At 57.1% G+C, this 21,894-nt stretch carries 19 protein-coding genes and 3 tRNA genes; 13 read left to right on the forward strand and 9 right to left on the reverse strand.

All coding sequences use genetic code 11. The features are described from left to right. Positions 1 to 93: 93 nt before the first annotated feature. Positions 94 to 1,293 carry a helix-turn-helix domain-containing protein gene (locus AS89_RS0111555; RefSeq protein ID WP_010132799.1) on the reverse strand — a complete coding sequence of 400 codons (1,200 nt, stop codon included), beginning with the start codon at positions 1,291 to 1,293 and terminating at the stop codon, positions 94 to 96. Positions 1,294 to 1,393: 100 nt separating this feature from the next. Then, entirely contained in the window at positions 1,394 to 1,870 is a 477-nt protein-coding gene (locus tag AS89_RS0111560) for a hypothetical protein (protein WP_010132801.1), read from the reverse strand. A 183-nt stretch (positions 1,871 to 2,053) separates the two neighbouring features. Here AS89_RS0111560 and AS89_RS0111565 point away from each other — a divergent pair, with 183 nt between their 5' ends. Both AS89_RS0111565 and AS89_RS0111570 read left to right on the forward strand, forming a co-directional pair. Then, positions 2,054 to 3,133, forward strand: coding sequence for a PQQ-dependent sugar dehydrogenase (locus AS89_RS0111565; RefSeq protein ID WP_050901688.1), 1,080 nt, complete (start codon positions 2,054 to 2,056; stop codon positions 3,131 to 3,133). 52 nt (positions 3,134 to 3,185) lie between these two features. Next, complete coding sequence (locus tag AS89_RS0111570) at positions 3,186 to 4,463, forward strand: Xaa-Pro dipeptidase (RefSeq protein WP_010132803.1); 1,278 nt, start codon at positions 3,186 to 3,188, stop codon at positions 4,461 to 4,463. A gap of 100 nt (positions 4,464 to 4,563) precedes the next feature. Here the strand turns inward: AS89_RS0111570 and AS89_RS0111575 are convergent, their stop codons facing one another. The 5 genes from AS89_RS0111575 to AS89_RS0111595 all read right to left on the reverse strand — a co-directional run bounded on the left by AS89_RS0111575 (position 4,564) and on the right by AS89_RS0111595 (position 11,901). Further along, positions 4,564 to 6,288 (reverse strand): sulfatase-like hydrolase/transferase, encoded by a 1,725-nt coding sequence (locus AS89_RS0111575; RefSeq protein WP_237709681.1) that lies wholly within the window; start codon positions 6,286 to 6,288, stop codon positions 4,564 to 4,566. A gap of 270 nt (positions 6,289 to 6,558) precedes the next feature. Then, entirely contained in the window at positions 6,559 to 9,690 is a 3,132-nt protein-coding gene (locus AS89_RS0111580; RefSeq protein WP_010132805.1) for an efflux RND transporter permease subunit, read from the reverse strand. 12 nt (positions 9,691 to 9,702) lie between these two features. Beyond that, entirely contained in the window at positions 9,703 to 10,878 is a 1,176-nt protein-coding gene (locus tag AS89_RS0111585; protein ID WP_010132806.1) for an efflux RND transporter periplasmic adaptor subunit, read from the reverse strand. 285 nt (positions 10,879 to 11,163) lie between these two features. After that, positions 11,164 to 11,772, reverse strand: a complete 609-nt coding sequence (gene rrtA, locus AS89_RS17430) for a rhombosortase (protein WP_010132807.1) — start codon at positions 11,770 to 11,772, stop codon at positions 11,164 to 11,166. A 53-nt stretch (positions 11,773 to 11,825) separates the two neighbouring features. Then, positions 11,826 to 11,901: transfer RNA gene (locus AS89_RS0111595), tRNA-Arg, on the reverse strand. Between the two features lie 366 nt (positions 11,902 to 12,267). On the opposite strand from AS89_RS0111595, the gene AS89_RS18690 reads away from it, so the two are divergent. From AS89_RS18690 to AS89_RS0111650, 11 genes are all read left to right on the forward strand, one after another. Further along, on the forward strand, positions 12,268 to 12,570 hold the full coding sequence (locus tag AS89_RS18690) for a PA3496 family putative envelope integrity protein (protein ID WP_138976397.1): 303 nt from the start codon (positions 12,268 to 12,270) through the stop codon (positions 12,568 to 12,570). Positions 12,571 to 12,932: 362 nt separating this feature from the next. Continuing rightward, positions 12,933 to 13,277: an STAS domain-containing protein gene (locus tag AS89_RS0111605; protein ID WP_010132810.1), complete on the forward strand. Its 345-nt coding sequence runs from the start codon at positions 12,933 to 12,935 to the stop codon at positions 13,275 to 13,277. Between the two features lie 14 nt (positions 13,278 to 13,291). After that, complete coding sequence (locus AS89_RS17440; RefSeq protein ID WP_010132811.1) at positions 13,292 to 15,076, forward strand: SpoIIE family protein phosphatase; 1,785 nt, start codon at positions 13,292 to 13,294, stop codon at positions 15,074 to 15,076. Positions 15,077 to 15,109: 33 nt separating this feature from the next. After that, positions 15,110 to 15,823, forward strand: a complete 714-nt coding sequence (ccmA, locus tag AS89_RS17445) for a cytochrome c biogenesis heme-transporting ATPase CcmA (RefSeq protein ID WP_100169362.1) — start codon at positions 15,110 to 15,112, stop codon at positions 15,821 to 15,823. Beyond that, entirely contained in the window at positions 15,813 to 16,565 is a 753-nt protein-coding gene (gene ccmB / locus AS89_RS0111620) for a heme exporter protein CcmB (protein ID WP_010132814.1), read from the forward strand. The genes ccmA and ccmB overlap by 11 nt, the downstream gene beginning before the upstream one ends. 63 nt (positions 16,566 to 16,628) lie before the next feature. Further along, positions 16,629 to 17,384 carry a heme ABC transporter permease gene (locus AS89_RS0111625; protein ID WP_029249972.1) on the forward strand — a complete coding sequence of 252 codons (756 nt, stop codon included), beginning with the start codon at positions 16,629 to 16,631 and terminating at the stop codon, positions 17,382 to 17,384. A gap of 22 nt (positions 17,385 to 17,406) precedes the next feature. After that, positions 17,407 to 17,643 carry a heme exporter protein CcmD gene (gene ccmD / locus AS89_RS0111630; RefSeq protein WP_010132816.1) on the forward strand — a complete coding sequence of 79 codons (237 nt, stop codon included), beginning with the start codon at positions 17,407 to 17,409 and terminating at the stop codon, positions 17,641 to 17,643. Positions 17,644 to 17,711: 68 nt separating this feature from the next. Beyond that, a complete protein-coding gene (locus AS89_RS0111635; RefSeq protein WP_010132817.1) occupies positions 17,712 to 18,161 on the forward strand; it encodes a cytochrome c maturation protein CcmE in 450 nt (149 codons plus the stop codon). Then, the gene (locus AS89_RS0111640) at positions 18,158 to 20,158 is read left to right on the forward strand and encodes a heme lyase CcmF/NrfE family subunit (protein WP_010132818.1); all 2,001 of its coding nucleotides are present in this window, start codon (positions 18,158 to 18,160) and stop codon (positions 20,156 to 20,158) included. Before AS89_RS0111635 ends, AS89_RS0111640 begins: the two co-directional genes overlap by 4 nt. 70 nt (positions 20,159 to 20,228) lie before the next feature. Then, positions 20,229 to 20,810 (forward strand): DsbE family thiol:disulfide interchange protein, encoded by a 582-nt coding sequence (locus AS89_RS0111645; protein WP_010132819.1) that lies wholly within the window; start codon positions 20,229 to 20,231, stop codon positions 20,808 to 20,810. Beyond that, entirely contained in the window at positions 20,794 to 21,372 is a 579-nt protein-coding gene (locus AS89_RS0111650) for an IMPACT family protein (protein WP_010132821.1), read from the forward strand. Before AS89_RS0111645 ends, AS89_RS0111650 begins: the two co-directional genes overlap by 17 nt. A gap of 141 nt (positions 21,373 to 21,513) precedes the next feature. Here the strand turns inward: AS89_RS0111650 and AS89_RS0111655 are convergent. Together AS89_RS0111655 and AS89_RS0111660 are read right to left on the reverse strand one after the other, a co-directional pair. Next, positions 21,514 to 21,590 (reverse strand) — tRNA-Asp (locus AS89_RS0111655). A 50-nt stretch (positions 21,591 to 21,640) separates the two neighbouring features. After that, positions 21,641 to 21,716: transfer RNA gene (locus AS89_RS0111660), tRNA-Val, on the reverse strand. Between the last annotated feature and the right edge of the window lie 178 nt (positions 21,717 to 21,894).

Raw genomic sequence — 21,894 nt, forward strand, 5'->3', positions numbered from 1 at the left:
AATGGGCAACTTCGGCGGCCGCTGAGGCGATAGAGATGGTTGGCTGGGGCGGGGGGCACTTTTGCAAACAAAGCTAACGGCAGCTTCCTGCCGTCAGCCTTTTGTGGCGGTGTGCTGCAGTTTGTAGGCGCGGGGGGTGCAGCCAGTAAATTTCTTAAAGTTGGTGTAGAACACCGATTCCGACTTGAATCCGGAGTCCAGGGAAATCGCGAACATGGTGCGATTGGCGGTGTCTTTTGAGGTAAGCAGCCGCTGCGCCTCTGCCACCCGGCGTTCGTTAATGTACTCGTTGAAGCGCTTGCCCACGTGCTGGTTAAGGACTTTCGACAGATAGTAAGAGGGCACGCCAAGGGCTTCTGCGAGGTCCTTTTCTGACAGTTCCGCGTTCAGGAACATGCGCTTTTCATCGAGCAGCCGGTTGAGTTTCTCGATACAGGCTTGCGCCTGTGCATCGGGGATTTGGGGGCGTTGTGTGCTGGTGGTTGTCTCCGTTGGCGACGACTGCGCAGGGGCCGGTGCGCTGGCCACGGGAGCTGGTTGCTTGGGGCTTGCGAAAACGGTCGTTGGTGCTCGTAATTCCTCGTCATCGTTCACAGATTGAGCGCTCGCCTCTGCAGTAGTTGCGGTGTTTTCAAACCAATCCCGATTGAGCACCTCGGGATAGCGCATAAAGAAAAGTTGCGCCCCGGTAATAATCACCAGATTGGTGCCAATAAACACCGTGTCTTTGGCGGTGCGGACAATATCCATAATCTCTGTGCCGAGGATAGAGTGGAATCCGAACACGAAGATATTGAATATGCTCTTCAGAAGTAGTGCGCCGATCAGGAAATCCAGTAGTGTAATCAGGCGAAACTCATGGTTACGCCTTCCGCTCTTTCGCTCACGAATTGAAAATAGGCACAGGGATAGATAGACCAGATTCGAGAGCATGATCGCGCAGAGCACGGCCACATGTTGAGGCTGATCGATGTAGTTCTCGTATTGGAAGGGGCCGGCGTAGCCCAGCTCGTAAAGGAAGAAGTAGGCCAGAAACAGGGTTGCTGGAACAAAGTGGAACAAGTCACGGAGGCAAAAATGCTCACGCAGTAGATAGCGATAGTAGAGGTACAGCACCGGACCATAGCAAAGGCCGATGGCATCTGAGACGAACACGTATTCCGGGTGGGTCAGACGAAAATCAGTGAAAACCAGTAGGTACTGAAACACCGCGTTTATACCGGTGAACAGAAAGAACAGCGCTAAAAAGATATTTGCCACACAGCGATTCACCACCAGAATAAGCTGGCTCATGATCACAGACTGAACACTGGCCCATAGATAGAGTGGAGTGAACAAAAGAAGCAGAGAAGGGCTATACATGGCTGCGCTGATGAATGTTATTAGATTCGCTTCAGGCCGGCTTTTTGCTCGCTACCGCTTGCTGACAACCGTAAGCAAACACAATACCCGCTATCAAACCCGCCAGGCATTGTCCTATAAGCCCCCACACATCCCGTGTACTGGCGATCAGGCTCACATGAAAGATCGGGTGCATCGCAGCAAAGAAAGCCAGATAAGCAAGCACTCCACCAATCGGGTAAACAACCGCAGCAGGCAAACCGGTAAAACGACGCAGCAAGCCCATCATCAAAAAGCCGATTGCCAGCCCGACGGCAATAACCGTTCCATAACCGGGCAGCAAGCCGGCGATATCCCGCCCGGTAGCCACAAGTCGATCCTGCCAGCCGATCTGTACGCCGAGATCAGTCAGGCCTGACAGAACTACCTGAGTATGAATGATGCTGCTTAACAGAAAGGCCACGATTACCGCCACCAGATAAGACAGCAAGACGATCGATTTACGTACAACGGGTTTTTCTTTATCCATAGTGCGACTATCGCACAAGTTTGACGTCACGCGAAGGTTTGGAGGGGGTTCCGGTCTCATCCTCTGTAGTGGCAATTGGTTCTGCGTTATAGTTTTCGCAACCATAAATGGAGTGCGCAAGTGCCAAATAGAGTCAGTGTATGGGCGGGCCTAATATCCCTCGCTCTATGTTCCGCCCTCGCGATGGCTACCCCCCCGCACGATGTACCGGTGCGAGAGGCGATCAACAGTGATGCCTTTACGATTACCGAGTTGAATACAGACTTGCAGCTGCCTTGGGGGCTGTCCTTCCTGCCCGACGGCCGCATGCTGGTGGCGGAGCGCGGTGGGCGCCTGGTAATGCTGGACGCGGATGGCAGCAACCTGCGTGAGATTGCGGGGCTTCCGGAGATCTACGTAAAAGGCCAGGGGGGGCTGTTTGAAGTACTGCCCGCTCCCGATTTTGCGCAAACCGGCGAAGTGTTTGTCTCGTATGCGCATGGCACCGACAAGGCCAATGGCACACGCATTAGCCGGGCTATCCTGCGCGACGCGCGCCTGCAGGATCTGCAGCCGATATTCACCGTCGAGCCACTCAAGGATACCCCGGTGCATTTCGGGGGCCGTATGACCTTCCTGCCCGATGGCACCTTGCTGCTGACAACCGGTGACGGCTTCGATATGCGCGAGGATGCGCAAAAGCTGGATGGCCTGTTGGGCAAGGTCGTGCGCATCAATCGCGACGGCAGCGTGCCGGCGGATAACCCCTACGCGAGTAGCCAGGGTGCGGGCGCCAAGGTTTGGACCTACGGCCATCGCAACCCGCAGGGGCTGGTGTACGACGCGGCCAGCGACAGCGTAATAATGCATGAGCATGGTCCTGCCGGAGGCGATGAGGTCAATATCCTGCAGGCGGGCAAAAACTACGGTTGGCCGGTTGCCACCTACGGTAAGGATTACTCCGGTGCAATTATTTCACCGTTTACTGAGTACGAGGGTATGGAGTCGCCTCTCATGCACTGGACTCCGTCCATTGCTCCGGCAGGCCTTGCCCTTTACCGAGGCGAGCTGTTTCCGCATTGGGATGGCGATCTGCTAGTAGCGGCTCTGGCTGCGCGTCATTTGCGGCTGGTAGAGATGGAAGATGGCAAGCCAATTGCACAGCAGGAACTGCTTGCGGATCTTGAAGAGCGCATTCGTGATGTGCGGGTGGGCCCGGATGGTGCTATTTACCTGCTGACCGATAGCGACCAGGGCAAATTACTGAAACTCCAGCCGCGCTGATCACTGCAAAACGTCCGCCGACGATAATTAAACAAAACACCCAGGTGCCTAAATGTCACTCAAAACTTACCTCCGCCGCTCTGCCATCATGCTCGGCTTATTCAGCGCTCCAGCGCTGGCGATTACTCACATTAGCGCCGACCGCATGATCGACGTGGAAACCGGCAAGGTTATCGAAGCCCCGGTGGTTACCGTAGATGGCAACCGGATCACCGCAGTCACGGCCAATGGTGAAGTGCCCGAGGATGCGATTCGCCTGCCAGGCACTACTTTGGTGCCTGGGCTAATGGATATGCACGTACATCTTACGGGGGATGCGCATACCCATGGCTACCGTCGCCTGGCGGTATCTTCCGTGCGCTCGGCGCTCACCGGGGCCAAGAATGCCCGCATCTCGCTGGATAAAGGTTTTACCACCATGCGCAACCTGGGAGCGGGTGGCTACGCGGATGTGGCACTGCGGGATGCGATTAATGATGGCGATATTCCGGGGCCGCGCCTGTTCGTTTCCGGTCCGTCGATCGGCATTACTGGTGGGCACTGCGATAACAACCTGCTGCCGGCGGAATACGATGCGGTCGGTGGCGGCGTTGCCGATGGCCCCTGGGCGGTGCGGGCCAAGGTGCGTGAAAACCTGAAGTACGGGGCCGACCTGATCAAGCTGTGCGCCACCGGTGGTGTTATGTCCAAGGGCACCGAGCCGGGCGCCCAGCAGCTGGCACTTGAAGAAATGCAGGCGGCGGTGACCGAGGCACACAACCGTGGCACTACCGTGGCGGCACATGCGCACGGCACTGCCGGTATCAAAGCTGCCATTCGTGCGGGTGTGGATTCTGTGGAGCACGCCAGCTTCCTGGATAAAGAGGCGATCCGCCTGGCGAAAAAGCACGGCACCGTGCTGTCCATGGACATTTACGTAACCGAGTACATTCTGTCCGAGGGCGAAAAGGCGGGCATTCTGCCGGAGAGCCTGGAGAAGGAGCGTCGTGTTGGTGGCAAGCAACGTGAGAGCTTCCGCTACGCGGTGGAAGCCGGCGTGAAAATGGTCTTCGGTTCCGATGCGGCGGTGTATCCGCATGGCCAGAATGCGCGCCAGTTCTCCCGTATGGTGACTTTTGGTATGACACCGCTGCAGGCCTTGCAGGCTTCTACCATCAATGCGGCGGAACTGCTGGGTAAACAGGAAGACCTGGGCAGTATCCGAGTGGGTAAGCTTGCGGATCTGGTCGCGGTACCAGGTAACCCGCTGGAAGATATTTCCGTAATGGAAAATGTGCAGTTCGTGATGAAGGATGGCGAGGTCTTTAAAAATACGCTGAAGAGCTTCTAATTCATCTTTAATTAAGAAAGGCCGGTGAGCGACTCAATTGCGAGTTGCTCACCGGCCTTTTTGTATGCACGACTTCTTGTGTAGAGAAAGATAGGAAAAGCTAGTGTCCCCAATCACCTCCCTTGTCTGATCCGGGCAAATAGAAGTCGAGATAGTTTTCTACCGAGAAAGGTAACTCTTCCGTCACTTGCTTGACCCGCTCGGCGATCGCTTTGGTCTCCGGGCGCGCATTGGACAGTCCGGTGTAGGGGATGCCTTTGGCATTGGGCACATCCGGATATTTCTTTTTCATTAGCTCGTGCCGGGCAACCATGCGGTTAAATTGACCCTGAGTATGAATCAGTGGGGTCAGCTGCGGATTTTCTTCCCGCGGGTCCATATACAGGTCGAAATAGGCCTCGGGCATACCGGATGCGGCCACATCACCCGCGCCAATCCAGTGGCGTTTATAGCGGCCTTTTACCGTGGCACCGAGTTCGTGCCCCGCGTAGATAAATACATAGTCGCGCCGGCTGTGGGTGTCGCCCTTCAGCAGCAGAGCGGTTTGGTCGAGACCATCCACCACGCGGTCAGTTGGGATATTGTCCTTGGCGCCGCCGAGGCGGGCGAAGGTGGTGTAGAGGTCGGTGACGTGGATGATGTCGCCGACGGTTTGCCCCTGCTCAATCATTCCGGGCCACCAGGCAAATGCCGGCACTCGCACGCCCCCTTCGGTGAAATCCCCCTTGCCGCCGCGATACAGCATCGGCAGCATGCCCCAGCCGGTGGGAGGACTGTGGACCATGGGGCCGTTATCTGCCATGGCGATAAACAGGGTGTTCTCCACAATACCCAGCGTTTTGAGTTCTTCCATCAGCTGGCCAACGAAGTCGTCTACCGCGGGGAAGGCGTCGGCAACCATCAGGCCGGCCACCGAATTTTTTGGATTGTAGACGGCGAGGAAGTTGAGAAAGTTGGGCCAGTAGGCCACGAAAAATGGCTTTTTTGCTTCTGCATTGCGTCGAATAAAATCGATGGTGCGGCGCTCTGCTTCCGGGTCCAGTTTGGCGAAACACTCGTTGGATGTACCGCACCATTCTTTGCCTTGCTCTCCCTTTTTGCCCTCGATATTCATTACCCAGCCTTCGGGAATTAATCCGGGGTTATCCAGGCGGTAGGGGTCCGGCGGATAGATTTCCTTGGCATACCCCAATACGGCATTTACCGCGTTGGCCTGCGGGTTATACAGGGAGGTGATTTGGTTCATTGGGGTAAACAGTGCTTCGTCAAACCCCTGGTTGTGTAGGTAGCTTTCTTCGATATCCCCAAGGTGCCCCTTGCCGAAAAATGCGGTGGCATAGCCGCTCTTGGACAGGACCTCGGCGATGGTAACTTCCTCCTCGCGCATGCCGGAAAACTCATGGGGCATACCGACAACTCCCATACCGTGGCGCACCGGGTGCCGCCCGGTAAGGAAGGCGGCACGGGTGGGCGTACAGGAAGGTTCGCTGTACATACGGGTGAAATTGATACCCTCAGCAGCCATTTTGTTGATATTTGGCGTGGTGTAGCCGAAGTTCTTCTGCAGGGCGGGGAAGCCCACGGCGCCGAATGCGGTGTCATCCCACAGCAGGTACACGATGTTGGGTGGGCGGCCATATTTTTGGCGCAGCTGGCGGAGTTTTTGATCCAGTTCCTGATCTTCCTGTCTCCATTTATCGCCGTGTTGGAGTTTCAGCACGTAGTACTCGGCGTCGTGCACAATCTTGTCGGCGAGTGCGGTGAGCGGCAAGAGCATGCTTATGAGGAAAAGGGTGGTGGCGCGCATCATGGAGTTGCTTCCCATACCAGCTGGTGAATGATTGGTAGCGGCCTCAGCAGCATTGTCAGCAACATTGAGAGGGCGCACAACATCAGGTGCCAACCGCAGGAGATAACGGGCGAAGTTAACCCAACGTTGGCAGGCTAACTTTAGGAAACTGTGGGACAGGTGCGCGGAGTCGAGCGCCAGTCAGTGGCCTGCACACTGTAAATGCGGAATTGTAGGGGTGACAGAAAAGCAAAAGGCCCGCGGATTACTCTCCGCGGGCCTTGGTTAACAGCGCAACTGAGCCGGTCAGACTTCGGTGGCTGGCGCCTGGGGGCTGCCCGTCAGTTTTCGCTTCACCGCGTTTGTCGTGCGAGAAGCCAGGTTACTGATATCGACACCAATACCGTACATGGCCGGGACCAGTAGCAAGGTGACGAAGAAGGCCACGAATACACCGAATGCCAGTGCCACCACGATGGGCTGCAGGAAGGCGGCCTGAATACTGCGCTCCAGCATCATCGGCAGCAGGCCAACAATGGTGGTGACGGTGGTCAGCAGGATCGGGCGGAAACGCGCCACGCCCGCTTCGACCACGGCCTTGATCGGCTCCATGCCTTTCTCCCGCAGGCGATTACAGTGGTCCATCAATACCAGGTTGTCGTTAACCACTACCCCGGCCGCCGCGGCGATACCGAAGTAACTGAAGATGGCCATGGTCATCCCCATCACACCGTGGCCCAGGATCGCGCCGACAAATGCGAAGGGGATCGCGATCAGGATCAGGATGGGCTGGAAGTAGCTGCGGAATGCGACCGCCAGCAGGCTGTACATGGCGAAGAATGCCATGGTGTACAGGCCGAGCACTTCCTGAATAAAGCGTTTTTCACCTTCCGCCTGGCCGACCGCACCGCGCACGATACCCGGGTAGCGGGCTTCCCAGTCCGGGAAGAAGTTTTCATTCAGGTCCTTCATGATGTCACCGCGCACATCATCTTTCAGGTCCGCCATCACACGGGCGGCACGGTTGCCGTTCCAACGCTGAATGCGCTTGATGCCCGGTGCGTATTCCAGGTCGGCGACGGCCAGCAGTGGCACTTCACGGCCATCGCTGGTGCGTACACGGAAGTCCTTCAGACTTTCAATGGAGCGACGCGACTCCAGGGGATAGCGCACCATCACTTTTACGTCCTGGCCTCCGCGGGGCAGGCGCTGCACTTCCTCACCGAAATAGGCCTGGCGCACCTGGCGGTTGACTTCGGCCAGGGTCAGGCCGAGTTTGGTGGCGCCTGGTTTCAGGTCGATACGGATTTCTTCCGAGGCACCTTCCAGGTTGTTGCGCACGTCATAGAGGCTTTCGTAGGTACGCAGCTGGGCTTCCAGTTCGGCGGTTGCATCGCGCAGCACGTCGAGATCCGGATGGCGAATAGAGAGTTCAAAACCCGGCCCGTTATTATTGAACGAGTACTGTACTGATACCTCTTTGGCGTCTGGAATCTCACCGAGCAGCTCACGCAGGCGCAGGGCGGCGTCCTTGGCAGTCATGTCACGGGTTTCTGGCGGTGCCAGCTGCACGATGGCCACCACACTGTCGCGACGTGAGCGCGTGTACCAGTTTTCGATCAGTGCGCCTTCGCCATTGGTGCGCTGGTTGACCTCTTCTTCCAGACGCTTCTCCGCATCCTGAAGCTGGGCGAGGATTTCCAGTGCGCGACTATAAGGCGCGCCCTCTGGCATGACCACGTTCACGATAATCTGGTCGGATTCGATTTCCGGCATAAAGCTTTTCTTCACCCAGCCACTACCGAATGCGCCGAAGCCGATAAACATTGCCCCCACAAAAATGCTCAAGGTGAGGTAACGACGGCCCACTGCCCACTGGCCAATACGGCGGTAGTGGTTCTGGGCAACGTACACAATGCCGTTGGCGATCTTTTGTTGCAGGCGGCCGAAACGGCCCGGGTTTTCCCGCGGCTTCAGGTTGTTAAGGTGCGCCGGCAAGATAAACAGTGATTCGATCAGGGAGAACAGCAGGGCCAGGATTACCACCCAGGTAATATGGCGGGTGAACTCACTGGTAGATCCACTGATAAAAATCCATGGCAGGAAGGCGAGGATGGTGGTCAGTACCGCGAAGATAACCGGCTTCGCCACCAACTGGGTGCCCAGGGTTGCCGCACTCAGGCTATTACCGCGGTGTTCCGGGTTGTGGGATTCCGTATGGATACTTTCGCCCACCACAATTGCGTCGTCTACCACGATGCCGAGTACCAGCAGAAACGCGAAGGTAGACAGCATGTTCAGGGAAACACCAACGCTCGGCAGCAGGACAAAGGCGCCGGCGTAGGCGGTACCAATACCCACCGATACCCAGAAGGCCACCTTGGGGCGCAGGCTGAATACCAGCACCAGCAATACCAGCAGCAGACCCATAAAGGCAGAGCTACTGATGGTTTCCATGCGGCCTTTAAATTCTTCTGCGTTATCTGTCCACAGCGTCAGCTCGGCACCCGCGGGCAGGGTCTTTTTCCGCTCGGCAATCCATTTGCGAATGGAGTCGGAGGCGGTAACGATGTCCATGGTCTCGGTGCTCATGACCTGCAGCAGCACCGCTGGCTCACCATTCAGGGTGGCCAGGATTTCGTTATCTTCAAAGCCGTCAACAACCGTGGCTACGTCGCCCACGCGGATGGTGCCGCCATCGGCGGTCTGGCGGACGATGATGTTGGCAAACTCCTGCTCGGTATCTGCCTGCTTGCGCACTTTCAGCTGATAGGCGCCGACTTCGGTGCGCACGGTGCCGGCGGACTGGTTAATGGAGTTGGCGCGGATGGCATCGGCAAGTTCCTGGAAGGTCATGCCATAGCGGCGCAGGGCCTGCTCGCTGACCTCGATGGAGACTTCTTCCATGCGCGTGCCGAACAGCTGCACGATGGAAATCGCGGGTAGGGTGGCCACTTCGCGGCGCAGTTGTTCCGCCAGGCGCTTCAGCTCGCGCTCGCTCAGGTCACCGTGTACCGCCACGCGGATAAATTCCTGGCGGTTAACCCACTGGTGGACCTGCGGTGGCTCAATACCGCGGGGAAATGACGAAATTCCGTCCACGCGGATTTTTACATCGTTCATAAAACGGGAAAAATCGACGGTGGTTTCGGCGAGGATGTACACGCCGCCATATCCCTCAGAGGAGGTGGAGCGAATCCATTCAATATTATCGAGCTCGCTCACCGCTTCTTCGATACGCGAGACGATTTGCTCTTCCACTTCCTGTGGAGCAGCGCCCGGCCAGGACACATTAATCTCGAGTCCCGGGAAACGAACCTGTGGGTCCATTTCCCGTTCCATGCTGAAAAAACCAATAACGCCGGCGACAAGAATGCCAATCATGGCGAGGTTGGCGGCAACCCGGTTACTGGCCCACCATGCAATCAAACTATTCATGGGTGTGAGTCCTTATCGACGAGCCAGTTGGGTGATTGGTTGCACTTCCATGCCTTCCACCGGGTTGGCAATGGTGGAAGTCACAACGCGCTCGCCATCGGCAACACCGGCGGCGATCACTACACGGTTTTCGGAAGTGGAAAGCACCTCGACGGTACGAATATTCAGACGGTTATCCGCGTCGACAACGTAGACTTTGTCGGCGCTGCGCAGCGCTTCGCGGGGAACCACGATGGCGTTGCGCTCCGCGGTGGATGCCGCTTCTGCATTTACAAACAAACCAACCGCCAGCGGCACACCATCACTGGCGCCCTTGCCATAAGGGTCGGCAACTTCCGCCACCGCATAAATCAGGCGGGTTTGCTGATCAATCGTGGCCTGGGTGCGCACAATACGTCCGTGCCACTGCTGCTCATGGTTACCTACCAGGGCGGAGAGTTTTACTTCCGGACCTGGGTTGTTGTCGCCAGCGACGAAGCCTAGTGGCAAACCGAGCTCCTGCAGCTGGTTGTCGGTCAGCGGAAGGCGAATTTCCACCCGGTCGGTAGCGAATACACGGCCCAGCGATGTGCCAGCGGTCACGTATTGGCCAACACCCACCTCGCGACTCAGCACACGGCCGCGATAGGGCAGGTGAATCTTGGTACGGGCTAGGTCCATTTTCGCATCGGTCAGCGCAGCTTTGGCGGCACGCAGATTTGCTTCTGCTTCCAGTACCTGCGGTTTGTTTACCTGCAGCGGGGTGGGTTCTTTATTCGGGTTCAGGTTCAACCACTGCTGGCGTTTGATCGCAGCGGCGGCCTGGGCTTGCAGTAACAGCACCTCTGCCTGCGCTACACGCGCCTCGGCTTGGGCAACCTCCAGCCGATAATCGGCATCGTCGATTTGAATCAGGGTTTCGCCGGCTTCAAAACCGGCGCCTTCCGCAAAGCGCTCAGCGATGGCGGTAATGCGCCCGGATACCTGAGGCGTCAGGTTGATTTCGGTATGGGCGCGCACTTCACCTTGTGTGGTTACGCTTAATTGCACCGGTTCGGCACGGGCCTCTGAAGTAACCAGCGAAATCAAACGCTGTTCCTCTTCCTTCTTTTCAGGCTCCGGTTTTGCTGCGGACATCCATTGTACGGCGCCGAATGAGGCCGCAATGACGAGAACCGGGGCCATCACATTCAAGATTTTTTTCTTCATCGTTCTATTCGCGTAGTTTCAATTTTTGTGGAATTTGGCGAATGCGACCGAGTTACCACTGGTGCAATAACCCGATATGAGCACGAAAACTGCGGGCCTTGGAATCGCCAAGGCGCCGAGGTGAGCTGAATCAGCGACCAAAATCCATTTGGGTTGCCAGATTGACGAGGTGATGTCCCGAGGTGGATGCAGCGGTAGTGAAAAAAATTTGGAAGTGTGTGCCGTGCGTTGAAAAGAGCGCCGGCAAATGCGCTGCTTCTTTCGTGAGGCAAATCGCGATGCCGCTTATTCCTGTGGTTGTATGGGGCGGTGCGGTGCGCGGAAAGGTGTTGGATAAAAGCGCTGCGGATACAGGGCCAGGATCAAGCCAGCGAGTGCCCCCCAAAGGTGGGCATCAATGGCGACCTGGGCATCGATCAGTGCAGCGGTAGCACTGGTGTCTCCACCCAGTTGCTCCCAAGCGATTTTCGCGCAGACGCCAGCCAGCAGAACCAGCCCAAATCGCTCACCATTCCTCAGGTCTTTAATGCTGCCCCAAACGATCAGTGCATGGAGAACGCCGGACAAACCCACGTAGTGCGTCAGGTGTGGTGAAAAGAAAAGGATCGCGATTCCGGTCAGCAGGCATATCAGCAAAAGCAGGCCCAAGGAGGGTAGTGGTCGCAAGTGCGCCTTGAAGAGAATCCAGAGGACTGTGCAGGCCCCCGCATTGATGACGGCGTGTGCCAGGTTGGTGTGTAAAAAGTGAGCGCTTAGCAGTCGCCAGTACTGGCCGGCGATGATCGCCTCGCGGTCAAATCGCAACAGGTTCTCGGCATGCTCCGAAATCAGTGGCCCAACGCCTGCCAGAAAAACCAGGGCCAAGAACGTAGGGTTGAGCGTTCGGGATGCCATCTCGGAATGCCACCGTGGAAAGGATTATGGTCGGGACATGTCTTATCAGTTTATGGCGCCCCCGGGTGGACTCGAACCACCAGTCCGGACTTAGGAGGTCCGTGGTTTATCCTGTTAACCGACGAGGGCGTACTCTTGATCAGTGCTGACTACTTCGGGCTAACGCCCGGGCAGGCTGGCGGTACAAGAGGCAGGCATTCTAACCACTGGCGCAGGCCCTGTCATCGAATGCGGTCCCTCACTTTCGGCCTGACGCCAGCTACCTGTCATCTCGGATCGTTTTATGGCGGTCTTTCCCTTGTCACCAAGCGTAACGTTTTGCGCCACAGGGGTTACCCAATTTCTCTCCGACCGAAAGTTTTCTTCCTGTATCAATTTGGCGAAAAAATTTCGCAAATTGGTAACAAAATGTCGTTATTTTGGCGCGAGCTGCGGAGCGGAGAGGACCGGGCTTTTGGGCCCTGTGCGACGCAAAGGGCGCCGGAGTGTAACCCCTTGGGAAAACCTGTTCCTGTAGCGCAAAAGTTGCTTGACCAGAAAAGCCGGAGCTGGCTAATCTGCGATTGCACAACAAAAACAGACAAAGAGTTTCTGCCCCGGCAGATCGAGATTGTGGAGTTTTCTATGAGCGGCAACGTAATCGAAAATGACATGGATTTTGGTGGATCTGATTCCTCTCTTGAAGAGAGTCTGCTCTATACCCCGGAGAGTCCCCGTGACGCACGACGCATGGTGGAGGATCGACTGGAGGAACAACGCCTCCGGCGGGAACTTATGGATTATCAATACGACTTCTGACCACGATTCTCTCTTCGAATTTGTGTGAGTCCCTTTGACTCAACAGCATTAAGAAGAGACATTCTGCTGAGTCTTCCTTTACCGGGTCTAGTCCGGTCAAAATTTTTCGCCCCGCATTTCTGTTCTGTATAGAAAATAGCCGGGAGCAGCCAAAGGGTGCCATAGGCACCCTTTTTGCGTTTTACCGGTAGCCGATTGAGATAGGGGGCTGTTGCAGCTGGTCCTTGAGGGGCGATTTATCCTGGGCAAAGTACCTGCTGTCGCCTTGTCAGCTTTGCCGGTTTTCACCCTCTGCAGCTGGGTGTATATTGGCGGAATCAGGTTTCGCAATAGTTAAGGATGAGGCAGGACAGGATCCGCAAATGGTGGTTTCGGAGAGGTTTGAGAGCCGAGTCAGCTCGGAAGTGTCTGCTGGTGGTGAAGAGCTGGTGATTCGTGTCGCTGGCAACTTTGACTTTAATATCCACCGCGACTTCCAGCGCGCCTACCGCAATGTCAGTCCAGCACCGAAGGTGTTTCTGGTGGACCTGTCCGCAACAGAACATCTGGATAGTGCAGCCTTGGGCATGCTCCTGTTATTGCGAGACTATTGTGTTGAGCTTGGCCATGAGGGAGAGCCGCCTAGGGTAGAGCTGATGAATGCAAACGCGCACGTGTCCCACATACTGCACGTTTCCAATTTCGATCAAATTTTCAGCATCTGCTGAAGCGCTTTGCCCCGATGCCAGCCTTCCGCATCCTCATTATCGAAAGTGACCCATCCGAGTCCGCGGAGCTGCAACAACTCATCCAGCAGTGGGAGTATAAAAGTACTGCTGAGAATGTTCCCCCGGCGTCGACCCTGTGCATACCCAGCGCCGAGGCTGCACTGGCCTCCTGCGAGCATTTCCCTCCCAACCTAATCATCTTTGGTCCGGTTGCCGCGCGGGAAACGCCATCTGAGCCTGTGCGCCAGTTGCGCCAGTCCATGGGGGTGGAACCGGTACCGATTCTTGCGGTGCAGGACGCACAGGAAAGTCCCGCCGAGCCCCTGTATCGGGCAGATTGCGACGATATTCTGACCAAGCCCTATAGCCGCTCGCTCGTGGCGCTGAAATTGGGGGCCATTTGGCGCTTTGGCGAGTTCAGCCGCTCGCTGATGGCGCAGCGTGACCGGCTGCGTCGGCACCATGCAGACTTCCTTCAGGAACAGGCGAACGCGCGGGAAATATTTGGCAATTTGGGCAATGAGAGTTGCCTGGATGACACACCGGCGATCCGCTATCACCTTTCTCCGCGCGCCGTACTCAACGGTGATTTACTGGCGGCGACCTACGCGCCCGACGGCAAGCTGATTCTGATGTTGGGGGATTTTGCCGGGCACGGGCTGGCTGCGGCAGTGGGGGCGGTTCCGCTTACCTCTATATTCTATTCGATGATCCCTCGGGGCTTTTCTTTTGCTCGCGTAGCGCGGGAAATTAACCGCAAGTTGCACGATATCCTGCCGCGTCAGATGTTTTGTTGCCTGGCAATCATGGAATTCGACCCGCGCCGCCTGCACCTGCGCATGTTGAATGCGGGAATGCCCAGCCCCTGCCTGAAGCGCGCCGACGGTTCCCTGCGAATGATCGAATCCCGGCATTTACCTTTGGGGGTGCTGGCGACGGATAACGTGGATTCCGCGATCGTGAATGTGCGTGTGTCACCGGGCGATCGCCTGTTCCTGTGGAGTGACGGCATTCACGAGGCGCGCAACAGTCGCGGTGAGCATTTTGGTGAGGCACGCCTGCTGTCGCTGTTGCAAAGTGAGCGGCCACATGACGAACAGGTGTTTGAACAGATTCTCATGGCGGTGAATGCGCACGCGGCGGAGCAGCACGATGACCTGTCCCTGGTGGAGCTGGACTTGACGGATCCTGGGTTGTGTCGCGGTGGCAGTCTGCCGCAGGAGGTGGCCGGGGATCGCAAGGGCACGCGGATAGGTGACTGGTCGATTCGTTTCCGTCTTGGTCACACGGAGCTGCGACAGGCAGATCCATTGCCGCAACTGCTGAGCGTGGTGGTGCAGATGCCCGGTGCTGCGCGGTTTCAGGAAGATCTGGCGATTGCGCTGGGAGAGTTGTTCCGCAATGCGCTGGAGCATGGTGTGTTGGAACTCGATTCCTCAATCAAGGGCTCAGATGATGGGTTTGTTCGATATTACGATCTGATGGCGGAGCGGCGTAGCCATTTGGACTCGGGTTGGGTGAGCATTTCCCTGTCTTGCCTGGAAGACGGGGAGGGCGGAAGCCTGACTCTGGTGGTGGAAGACAGTGGTCAAGGCTTCTCCGCAGAGCGCGATGCAGGCTCTATCTACGCCGGCCGCGGGTTGGCGCTGCTGCGCACGGTTTGCTCTGAATTGCACTTCGCGGCGGGCAGTAGCCGGGTGGAAGCGATCTTGCACTGGCAGACCGCAGCCGATGCTAAATCGGGGGATGCTGCACAAGCGCAACACAATGCCGTACAAAACCCCTCAGTACCGGTATAATTACGCTCAGTTTTTCATCAACACCGGTGGGTAATGTCCTCGAGTCGCCTTTCACCCTCTGCCGCTTCACCCGTATCTCCAGCGCAGAATGCAGCTGTCTGCAGCGATGGCCTGTGCGCAAATGGTTTGTCCTGTGAGCGCGATGGCCGCGTGTTGTTTGCGGGGCTGGACTTTCAACTGCCTGCGGGAACCGCATTGCAGATCGAAGGTGCAAATGGGGCGGGCAAGAGCACGCTGATTCGCACCCTGATCGGCAGCACCAGCGACTATGACGGTGACATTTTGTGGGGTGGCAAGGCCTTCCCGCGATCCCTCGCAGCCATGCGCGCGGAATTGCTGTATATCGGCCACCACGCCGGTGTGCGGCGCGGCCTTTCGCCCCTGGAAAACCTGGCCTGGTATGGCGCTGCTGCGGGAGATGCGATGGCGGCGCTGGATGCTGTCGGCCTGTATGGCTTCGAGGATACCCTGTGCCAGCAGTTGTCTGCGGGGCAGAACCGAAGAGTCGCGTTGGCCCGCCTGTACCTGCCGGCGGTCCCGAAGTTGTGGATTCTGGATGAACCGCTCGCCGCGTTGGATGTGGCGGGAGTTGAGAGTCTCGAAGCCTGTATGCGTGGTCACCTGCAGCGCGGCGGCAGTGTGTTATTGACATCCCATCAGCCGGTCAATATCCAGCCGCTGGTAAAGGTAAATCTGGCGGACTTTCAGCCGCAGGAGCGTCATTGGGAGGCCGAATATGGGGCCTGATGCGGTGGGGGTTCCCTTGTCGAAAAAAGCGTATTCCGCCGAGGCCGGTGCGACCCAGGATGCCTATGCGCAAGTGCCGGGCTTTTACACCCTGTTCCGCACCGAGTTGGTGCTCTCCGCCCGTCGTCGTTCGGACATCGTGAACCCGCTACTATTTTTCGTCACCGTTCTAGCGATGATGCCCCTGGGTATTGGCCCGGAACCGGAGATGCTGTCGCGCATGGCGCCGGGGCTTATCTGGGTAATGTCGCTGCTCGCCACCCTGTTGTCGCAGGAGTCATTGTTCCGCGGTGACTACGAAGACGGTTCACTGGAGCAGTTGGCCTTGCAGCCGCAGCCCCTGTACTTCCCGGTGCTGGCGAAGGTGCTGGTGCACTGGTTGGTCACCGGGGTGCCCCTGGCCCTGCTATCGCCGCTACTGGGAATGATGTTAAACCTGGGCGCGGCGGGCTATTGGCCGCTGTTTATCTCGCTCGTGTTGGGCACCGCCAGTCTCAGTCTGATCGGTGCCGTGGGTGCCGCGCTGACCGTGGCGCTGCGACGGCCCGGCCTGCTGTTGGCGCTGATCATTATGCCGTTGTATGTGCCCGTGTTAATCTTCGGCACCGGAACGGTGCAGGCAGCACTGGATGGCTATAGTTTTGGCCCTCAATTGGCGGTGCTCGGCGCGATACTGGCCGTAGCCGCGGCGCTTGCGCCCCTGGCGTCTGCGGGAGCTATCCGAATCAGTCTCGAAAACTGACCCTTTCCCGGCGTGCCGCGTATTGTCGCGACCGGCCGAGAGAAGGGCGTAGGAGTATGTATTTTGTCCTGGCAATGGTTTCACAGATTGGGCTCACCTCGCTGGTTTTACCAGAAATCCAGCGCCTGGCTTCCCTGGCTTGGCGGCGCGGCGCTGTTGCTGCTGGCCGTGGGTATTGTCTGGGGCCTCGGTTTTGCGCCGGAAGACTTCAAGCAGGGTAACAGCTACCGGATTATCTATATCCATGTGCCGGCCGCTTTCCTCGCGCTGGCCGGCTACTACATCATGGCGATTTCCGGGGCCATTGGCCTGATCTGGAAGATGAAGCTGTCCTTTGTAGTGATGCGGGCTGCGGCACCCATTGGTGCGGCGCTTACCTTTATTGCCCTGTTTACCGGTGCCGTGTGGGGCAAGCCCACCTGGGGTACCTACTGGGTGTGGGATGCCCGTATCACCTCCATGCTGATTCTGTTCTTCCTTTATCTGGGCGTCATGGCCCTATCCGGTGCCTTCAGTCGTGAACAGTCCGGGGACAAGGCCAGTGCGTTGCTGGCATTGGTCGGCACCGTCAATATCCCGATCATTTACAAGTCCGTTGACTGGTGGTTCACCCTGCACCAGCCGGCTACTCTGAAGCTGACCGAAGCGAGCACCATCGATCCGAGCATGTTCTACCCGCTGATCACCATGATCGCCGGCTTCTACCTGTTTTATGCCTGGGTACTCACTTTGCATACGCGCGCAATGATTCTGCAGCGGGAAGGGCGCACGCAGTGGGTACGTGAATTGCTCGGAGCGCCGGCTCCGACAAAAGCCTGAAGCGCGAGCGAGGATTCGGTTGATGGAATTTCAGTTTGATAGCCTGGCCAGCTTTTTCGCGATGAACGGTCACGGGCCCTATGTGTGGGCCGCATACGGGGTGGCTGTACTGGTGTTGGTTGCGTTGGCAGTTGCCCCTGTGTTGCGCCAGCGCACATTGCGCCGGGAGTTTAAGCAGCAGTTGCGCCAGGAAGAGGCCCGCAGGCGTGCGGCCGCGGCGCGCGCTGCGTCGCAGCGAGCAGTAGAAACAGTCGAGTAACTGCGCACAGGCTTTCACTTGTCTAACGATTCAAATTTTTAGCGTTTTCGATTTTTAGTAGGAAGACCATGCATCCAGCTCGTAAACAACGCCTGATCCTTGTCGTACTTCTGGTGATACTTTCGAGTGCCGCCGTTGGGTTTGTGACCTATGCCATGCGCGCAAATATGGACTACTTTTACGCGCCCCGCGCTTTCGCGGCGGGTGAAGTGCCGTTCGAAAAGCGTATTCGTGCGGGCGGCTGCGTGGTGCCAGGTAGTATTGTGCGCGATAGCGATTCGCTGGATGTACGCTTCGCGATTACCGATGGTGAGGCGGAACTGGAAGTGGTGTTCGACAAAATACTGCCGGATCTGTTTGCAGAAGGTGAGGCTGCGGTGGTAACCGGCAAACTTCAGCAGGACGGCTACGTGCGTGCGGACCAGGTGCTGGCCAAGCACGACGAAACCTATACACCGCCGGAAGTGGCAGATTCCATGGTGGGAGATGCGAGCTGTCAGGGAGATGCAAAAATATGAGTCCTGAACTTGGGCATTTTTCGCTAATTGTCGGCCTGCTGCTGTCCATTGCGCTGGCGGTCGTTCCACTGCTTGGTACCTATGCTGGCCGTGTCTTGTGGATGGATACTGCACGCCCCCTGTCTTTCGGGGTGCTGGCGTTTACCGCGTTATCGTATGTCTGCCTGACGGTCGCCTTTATCAATAGCGACTTTACCGTTGCCTACGTTGCGCAGAACTCCAATAGCATTCTGCCGATGATGTACAAGGTGACCGCAGTATGGGGTGGTCACGAGGGTTCCATTCTGCTGTGGTTGCTGATGATGGCGGGCTGGACTGCTGCGGTTGCCATGTTTAGCAAGCAGTTGCCGGACGTGCTGGTAGCGCGCGTGTTGTCGGTACTCGGCATGCTGTTGATCGGGTTTTTCCTGTTTATTCTGATGACCTCCAACCCCTTCGACCGGATCCTGCCTTTCCCTCCCAGTGACGGAAACGATTTGAATCCGCTGCTTCAGGATCCGGGCATGATTATTCACCCACCACTCCTGTATATGGGGTACGTGGGTTTCTCGGTGGCCTTTGCGTTTGCCATCGCGGCGTTGCTGGAAGGGCGTTTGGATAGCGCCTGGGCACGCTGGGCGCGCCCCTGGACTGCGGTGGCGTGGGCGTTTCTGACCCTGGGTATCGCACTGGGCAGCTGGTGGGCGTATTACGAACTCGGCTGGGGCGGCTGGTGGTTCTGGGACCCGGTGGAAAATGCCTCGTTTATGCCGTGGCTTGTAGGTACCGCGTTGTTGCATTGTCTGGCCGTCACTGAGAAGCGCGGCTTGTTCCGCAGCTGGACCATCCTGTTATCCATCTTCGCGTTTAGCCTGAGCTTGCTCGGGACCTTCCTGGTGCGCTCCGGGGTACTGACTTCGGTTCACGCGTTTGCCACCGACCCATTGCGCGGAGGCTTTATTCTGGCATTCCTGGCTATCGTCGTGGGCGCTTCGCTGTTGCTGTTTGCCCTGCGTGCGCCAACGGTGAGCGCGGGCAGCGTATTCTCATTCCGTTCTCGGGAAACCTTTTTGCTGGGCAACAACATTGTGCTGATCTTGATTATGGCGATGGTGTTGACCGGAACTCTGTACCCGCTGTTGGCGGACGCGCTCAACTGGGGCAAGATCAGTGTGGGCCCCCCATTTTTCAACCTGTTCTTTGTACCTCTGATGATCGTGCTGTGCATCTTGCTGGGCATGGGGATTCACGCAAATTGGAAAGACACCCAGGGTAAGAAGTTGGTCAAAGCCTGGGTGATGCCCGCGCTGATCGCCGCGCTGGGTGCGCCTCTGGCGGCGCTGCTGGCAGGTGACTTCCATTGGGGTGTGGTTATTGGGTTGTTTGCGGGGCTCTGGGTGATTACCGCGAGTGGTGCCGATATTCTGGCAAAGTCGCGCAACGCGGATAGTCTTATTGCAGGTCTCAAGCGCCAGCGCGCAAGCTACTACGGCATGCACCTGGGGCACATCGGTCTGGCTATTTCTGTTTTGGGGGTGGCGCTCACCACGGTGTATAGCGTGGAGAAAGACCTGCGTATGTCGCCGGGCCAGAGCGCAGAAATGTCTGGCTATGAGTTTACCTTTGAAGGTGTGCGCCAGGTCCGCGGGCCCAACTACCGCGCCTCTGAAGGAGTCATTATCGTCCGCCAGGATGGTCGCCAGGTAGCAGAGTTACTTCCGCAGAAGCGCAGCTATCTATCCGGTGGCAATATCATGACCGAGGCCGCGATTGATACTGGCCTGTTCCGGGATTTGTATGTGGCGCTGGGCGATCCGATGGATAGAAACCATTTGGCTGGCGACTGGGCGGTGCGCCTTCACTACAAGGCGTTCGTCGTGTGGATTTGGCTGGGCTCGGTATTGATGGCGCTCGGTGGTGCAATTGCTGTGGCCGACAAACGCTATCGCAAGGTGCGGGCGGCGCGTGCAGCGAATATCAAAGCCGAAGGCGGTACCAGTTCATTGGCTGGCGCCTGAGGCGCGGAAGCAGCGTGTCCCTGACCGAATTTTGGGTCGCGCGAACGGATAACTACGGATTGGATCATTGATGGCGAGACTCAAGCTTTTTCTACCGCTCATCGTATTCGCCGCACTGGCGGTACTGTTTTGGCGAGGACTGTCCCTGAACCCGCAGGACATGCCTTCAGCACTGGTTAACAAGCCAGTGCCGGAATTTGCTCTGCTGGATGTTGAATCCAACCGGGAACTGAAAAAGTCCGACCTCCCCAGTCGCCCGTTGCTGTTGAATGTGTGGGCTACCTGGTGCGTTTCCTGCCGTGTTGAGCACCCATACCTGAACCAACTGGCAGAGCAGGGCGTGCCGATTGTCGGTATCAATTTGAAAGACGATAACGAGGCCGCGCAGAAGTGGCTGGATAAATTCCAGAACCCGTATGTATTTTCCGTGTCGGATATTGAAGGCCGGTTGTCTCTGGACCTGGGTGTGTTCGGTGCGCCGGAAACCTTCCTGGTTGACGCTGGTGGCACTATCCGGTGCAAGCATGTGGGTGTTGTAGACGACAAAGTGTGGCAGACCAAGCTGCAGCCTTTGTACCAGCGATTGCAGAATCAAGAATGGGACGATTTTTCTGGTGAGCTATCAGACTCCTTGCTTGCCCGTTGTCGCTGAGACCGAAGAAAAGAAAAGCCGCTTTATCTGCTGGCTCGGGCCGGTAACCGATAAAGCGGCTTTTTTGTGTCAGCTCGAAACGGTACGCGCCCGTTATCCGGACGCTTCGCACCACTGTACTGCGTTGGTGATCGGCAATCCGGCCAACCCAGAAGTCATGCAATTCGATGACGATGGGGAACCCGGCGGAAGTGCCGGCCGGCCAATGCTGGAACTGCTGCTGAAGCAGGGTATTGGTAACGTTGGTGCTATCGTTACGCGCTATTTTGGCGGTACCAAGCTTGGGGTCGGTGGCTTGATGCGCGCTTATCGTGGCGCGGTTGGTACTGCGTTACAGGCTGCAGATCTCGAGAGTCATGTGCCCGTGTTTACAGCGAAAGTCGTTTGTGATTTTGCTGGAGAGTCGCGGCTGCGTTTTTTGGTGTCTCAATATCGCGGTGATTGTGGTGAGGTAATTTACGCGGATCGGGTACAGATGTTGGTGTCACTGCCGGAGGATTGCTGGCCGGCGTTGCGTGAGAAGCTTGTCGGTGAGGGCTTTGCCGTGCAGGTGTCGGTTTAGGGGTGCGGTGCTAAGTGGCAGTCTAGACGTCTGGCTGTCTGGCTGACCAGCTGGAAATCGATTTTGTTTATGTGCGTAGGGCATAAACAAAGAGACGCAAACAAAAAAGGCCCACACTTTCGTGTGAGCCTCTTCTGTATATGGCGGACCGGACGGGACTCGAACCCGCGACCTCCGGCGTGACAGGCCGGCATTCTAACCAACTGAACTACCGGTCCGCATTCCTGACATCCCTTTGTCAAATCTGCCTGGCAGACCTAAAGGAAAGTGGTGGGTGGTACAGGGGTCGAACCTGTGACCTACGCCTTGTAAGGGCGCCGCTCTACCAACTGAGCTAACCACCCCGCGTCAGGAGCTGCGTATAGTAATGATATTTTTTGGGGCGTCAACGCTTTTTGAAAAATTTTTTTCAATTCAATGAGTTATGCCTGTTTAGCGGCTTTATGGTCGCCGGAGTCAGTGTCGTTCGGGGCCTGTTGTCATGGGTGTCTGAGGGCGAAGGCGCTGCTATAATCGGGCCAA

The organism is Microbulbifer agarilyticus S89, from assembly GCF_000220505.1.
Taxonomy (GTDB): Bacteria; Pseudomonadota; Gammaproteobacteria; order Pseudomonadales; family Cellvibrionaceae; genus Microbulbifer; species Microbulbifer agarilyticus_B.

Bases quoted from the DNA above. Each gene is read 5' to 3' on its own strand.
- AS89_RS0111555 (WP_010132799.1), bottom strand. From the start codon at position 1,293: ATGAGCCAGCTTATTCTGGTGGTGAATCGCTGTGTGGCAAATATCTTT.
- AS89_RS0111560 (WP_010132801.1), bottom strand. From the start codon at position 1,870: ATGGATAAAGAAAAACCCGTTGTACGTAAATCGATCGTCTTGCTGTCT.
- AS89_RS0111565 (WP_050901688.1), top strand. From the start codon at position 2,054: ATGGCTACCCCCCCGCACGATGTACCGGTGCGAGAGGCGATCAACAGT.
- AS89_RS0111570 (WP_010132803.1), top strand. From the start codon at position 3,186: ATGTCACTCAAAACTTACCTCCGCCGCTCTGCCATCATGCTCGGCTTA.
- AS89_RS0111575 (WP_237709681.1), bottom strand. From the start codon at position 6,288: ATGGGAAGCAACTCCATGATGCGCGCCACCACCCTTTTCCTCATAAGC.
- AS89_RS0111580 (WP_010132805.1), bottom strand. From the start codon at position 9,690: ATGAATAGTTTGATTGCATGGTGGGCCAGTAACCGGGTTGCCGCCAAC.
- AS89_RS0111585 (WP_010132806.1), bottom strand. From the start codon at position 10,878: ATGAAGAAAAAAATCTTGAATGTGATGGCCCCGGTTCTCGTCATTGCG.
- rrtA (WP_010132807.1), bottom strand. From the start codon at position 11,772: ATGGCATCCCGAACGCTCAACCCTACGTTCTTGGCCCTGGTTTTTCTG.
- AS89_RS0111605 (WP_010132810.1), top strand. From the start codon at position 12,933: ATGGTGGTTTCGGAGAGGTTTGAGAGCCGAGTCAGCTCGGAAGTGTCT.
- AS89_RS17440 (WP_010132811.1), top strand. From the start codon at position 13,292: ATGCCAGCCTTCCGCATCCTCATTATCGAAAGTGACCCATCCGAGTCC.
- ccmA (WP_100169362.1), top strand. From the start codon at position 15,110: ATGTCCTCGAGTCGCCTTTCACCCTCTGCCGCTTCACCCGTATCTCCA.
- ccmB (WP_010132814.1), top strand. From the start codon at position 15,813: ATGGGGCCTGATGCGGTGGGGGTTCCCTTGTCGAAAAAAGCGTATTCC.
- ccmD (WP_010132816.1), top strand. From the start codon at position 17,407: ATGGAATTTCAGTTTGATAGCCTGGCCAGCTTTTTCGCGATGAACGGT.
- AS89_RS0111635 (WP_010132817.1), top strand. From the start codon at position 17,712: ATGCATCCAGCTCGTAAACAACGCCTGATCCTTGTCGTACTTCTGGTG.
- AS89_RS0111640 (WP_010132818.1), top strand. From the start codon at position 18,158: ATGAGTCCTGAACTTGGGCATTTTTCGCTAATTGTCGGCCTGCTGCTG.
- AS89_RS0111645 (WP_010132819.1), top strand. From the start codon at position 20,229: ATGGCGAGACTCAAGCTTTTTCTACCGCTCATCGTATTCGCCGCACTG.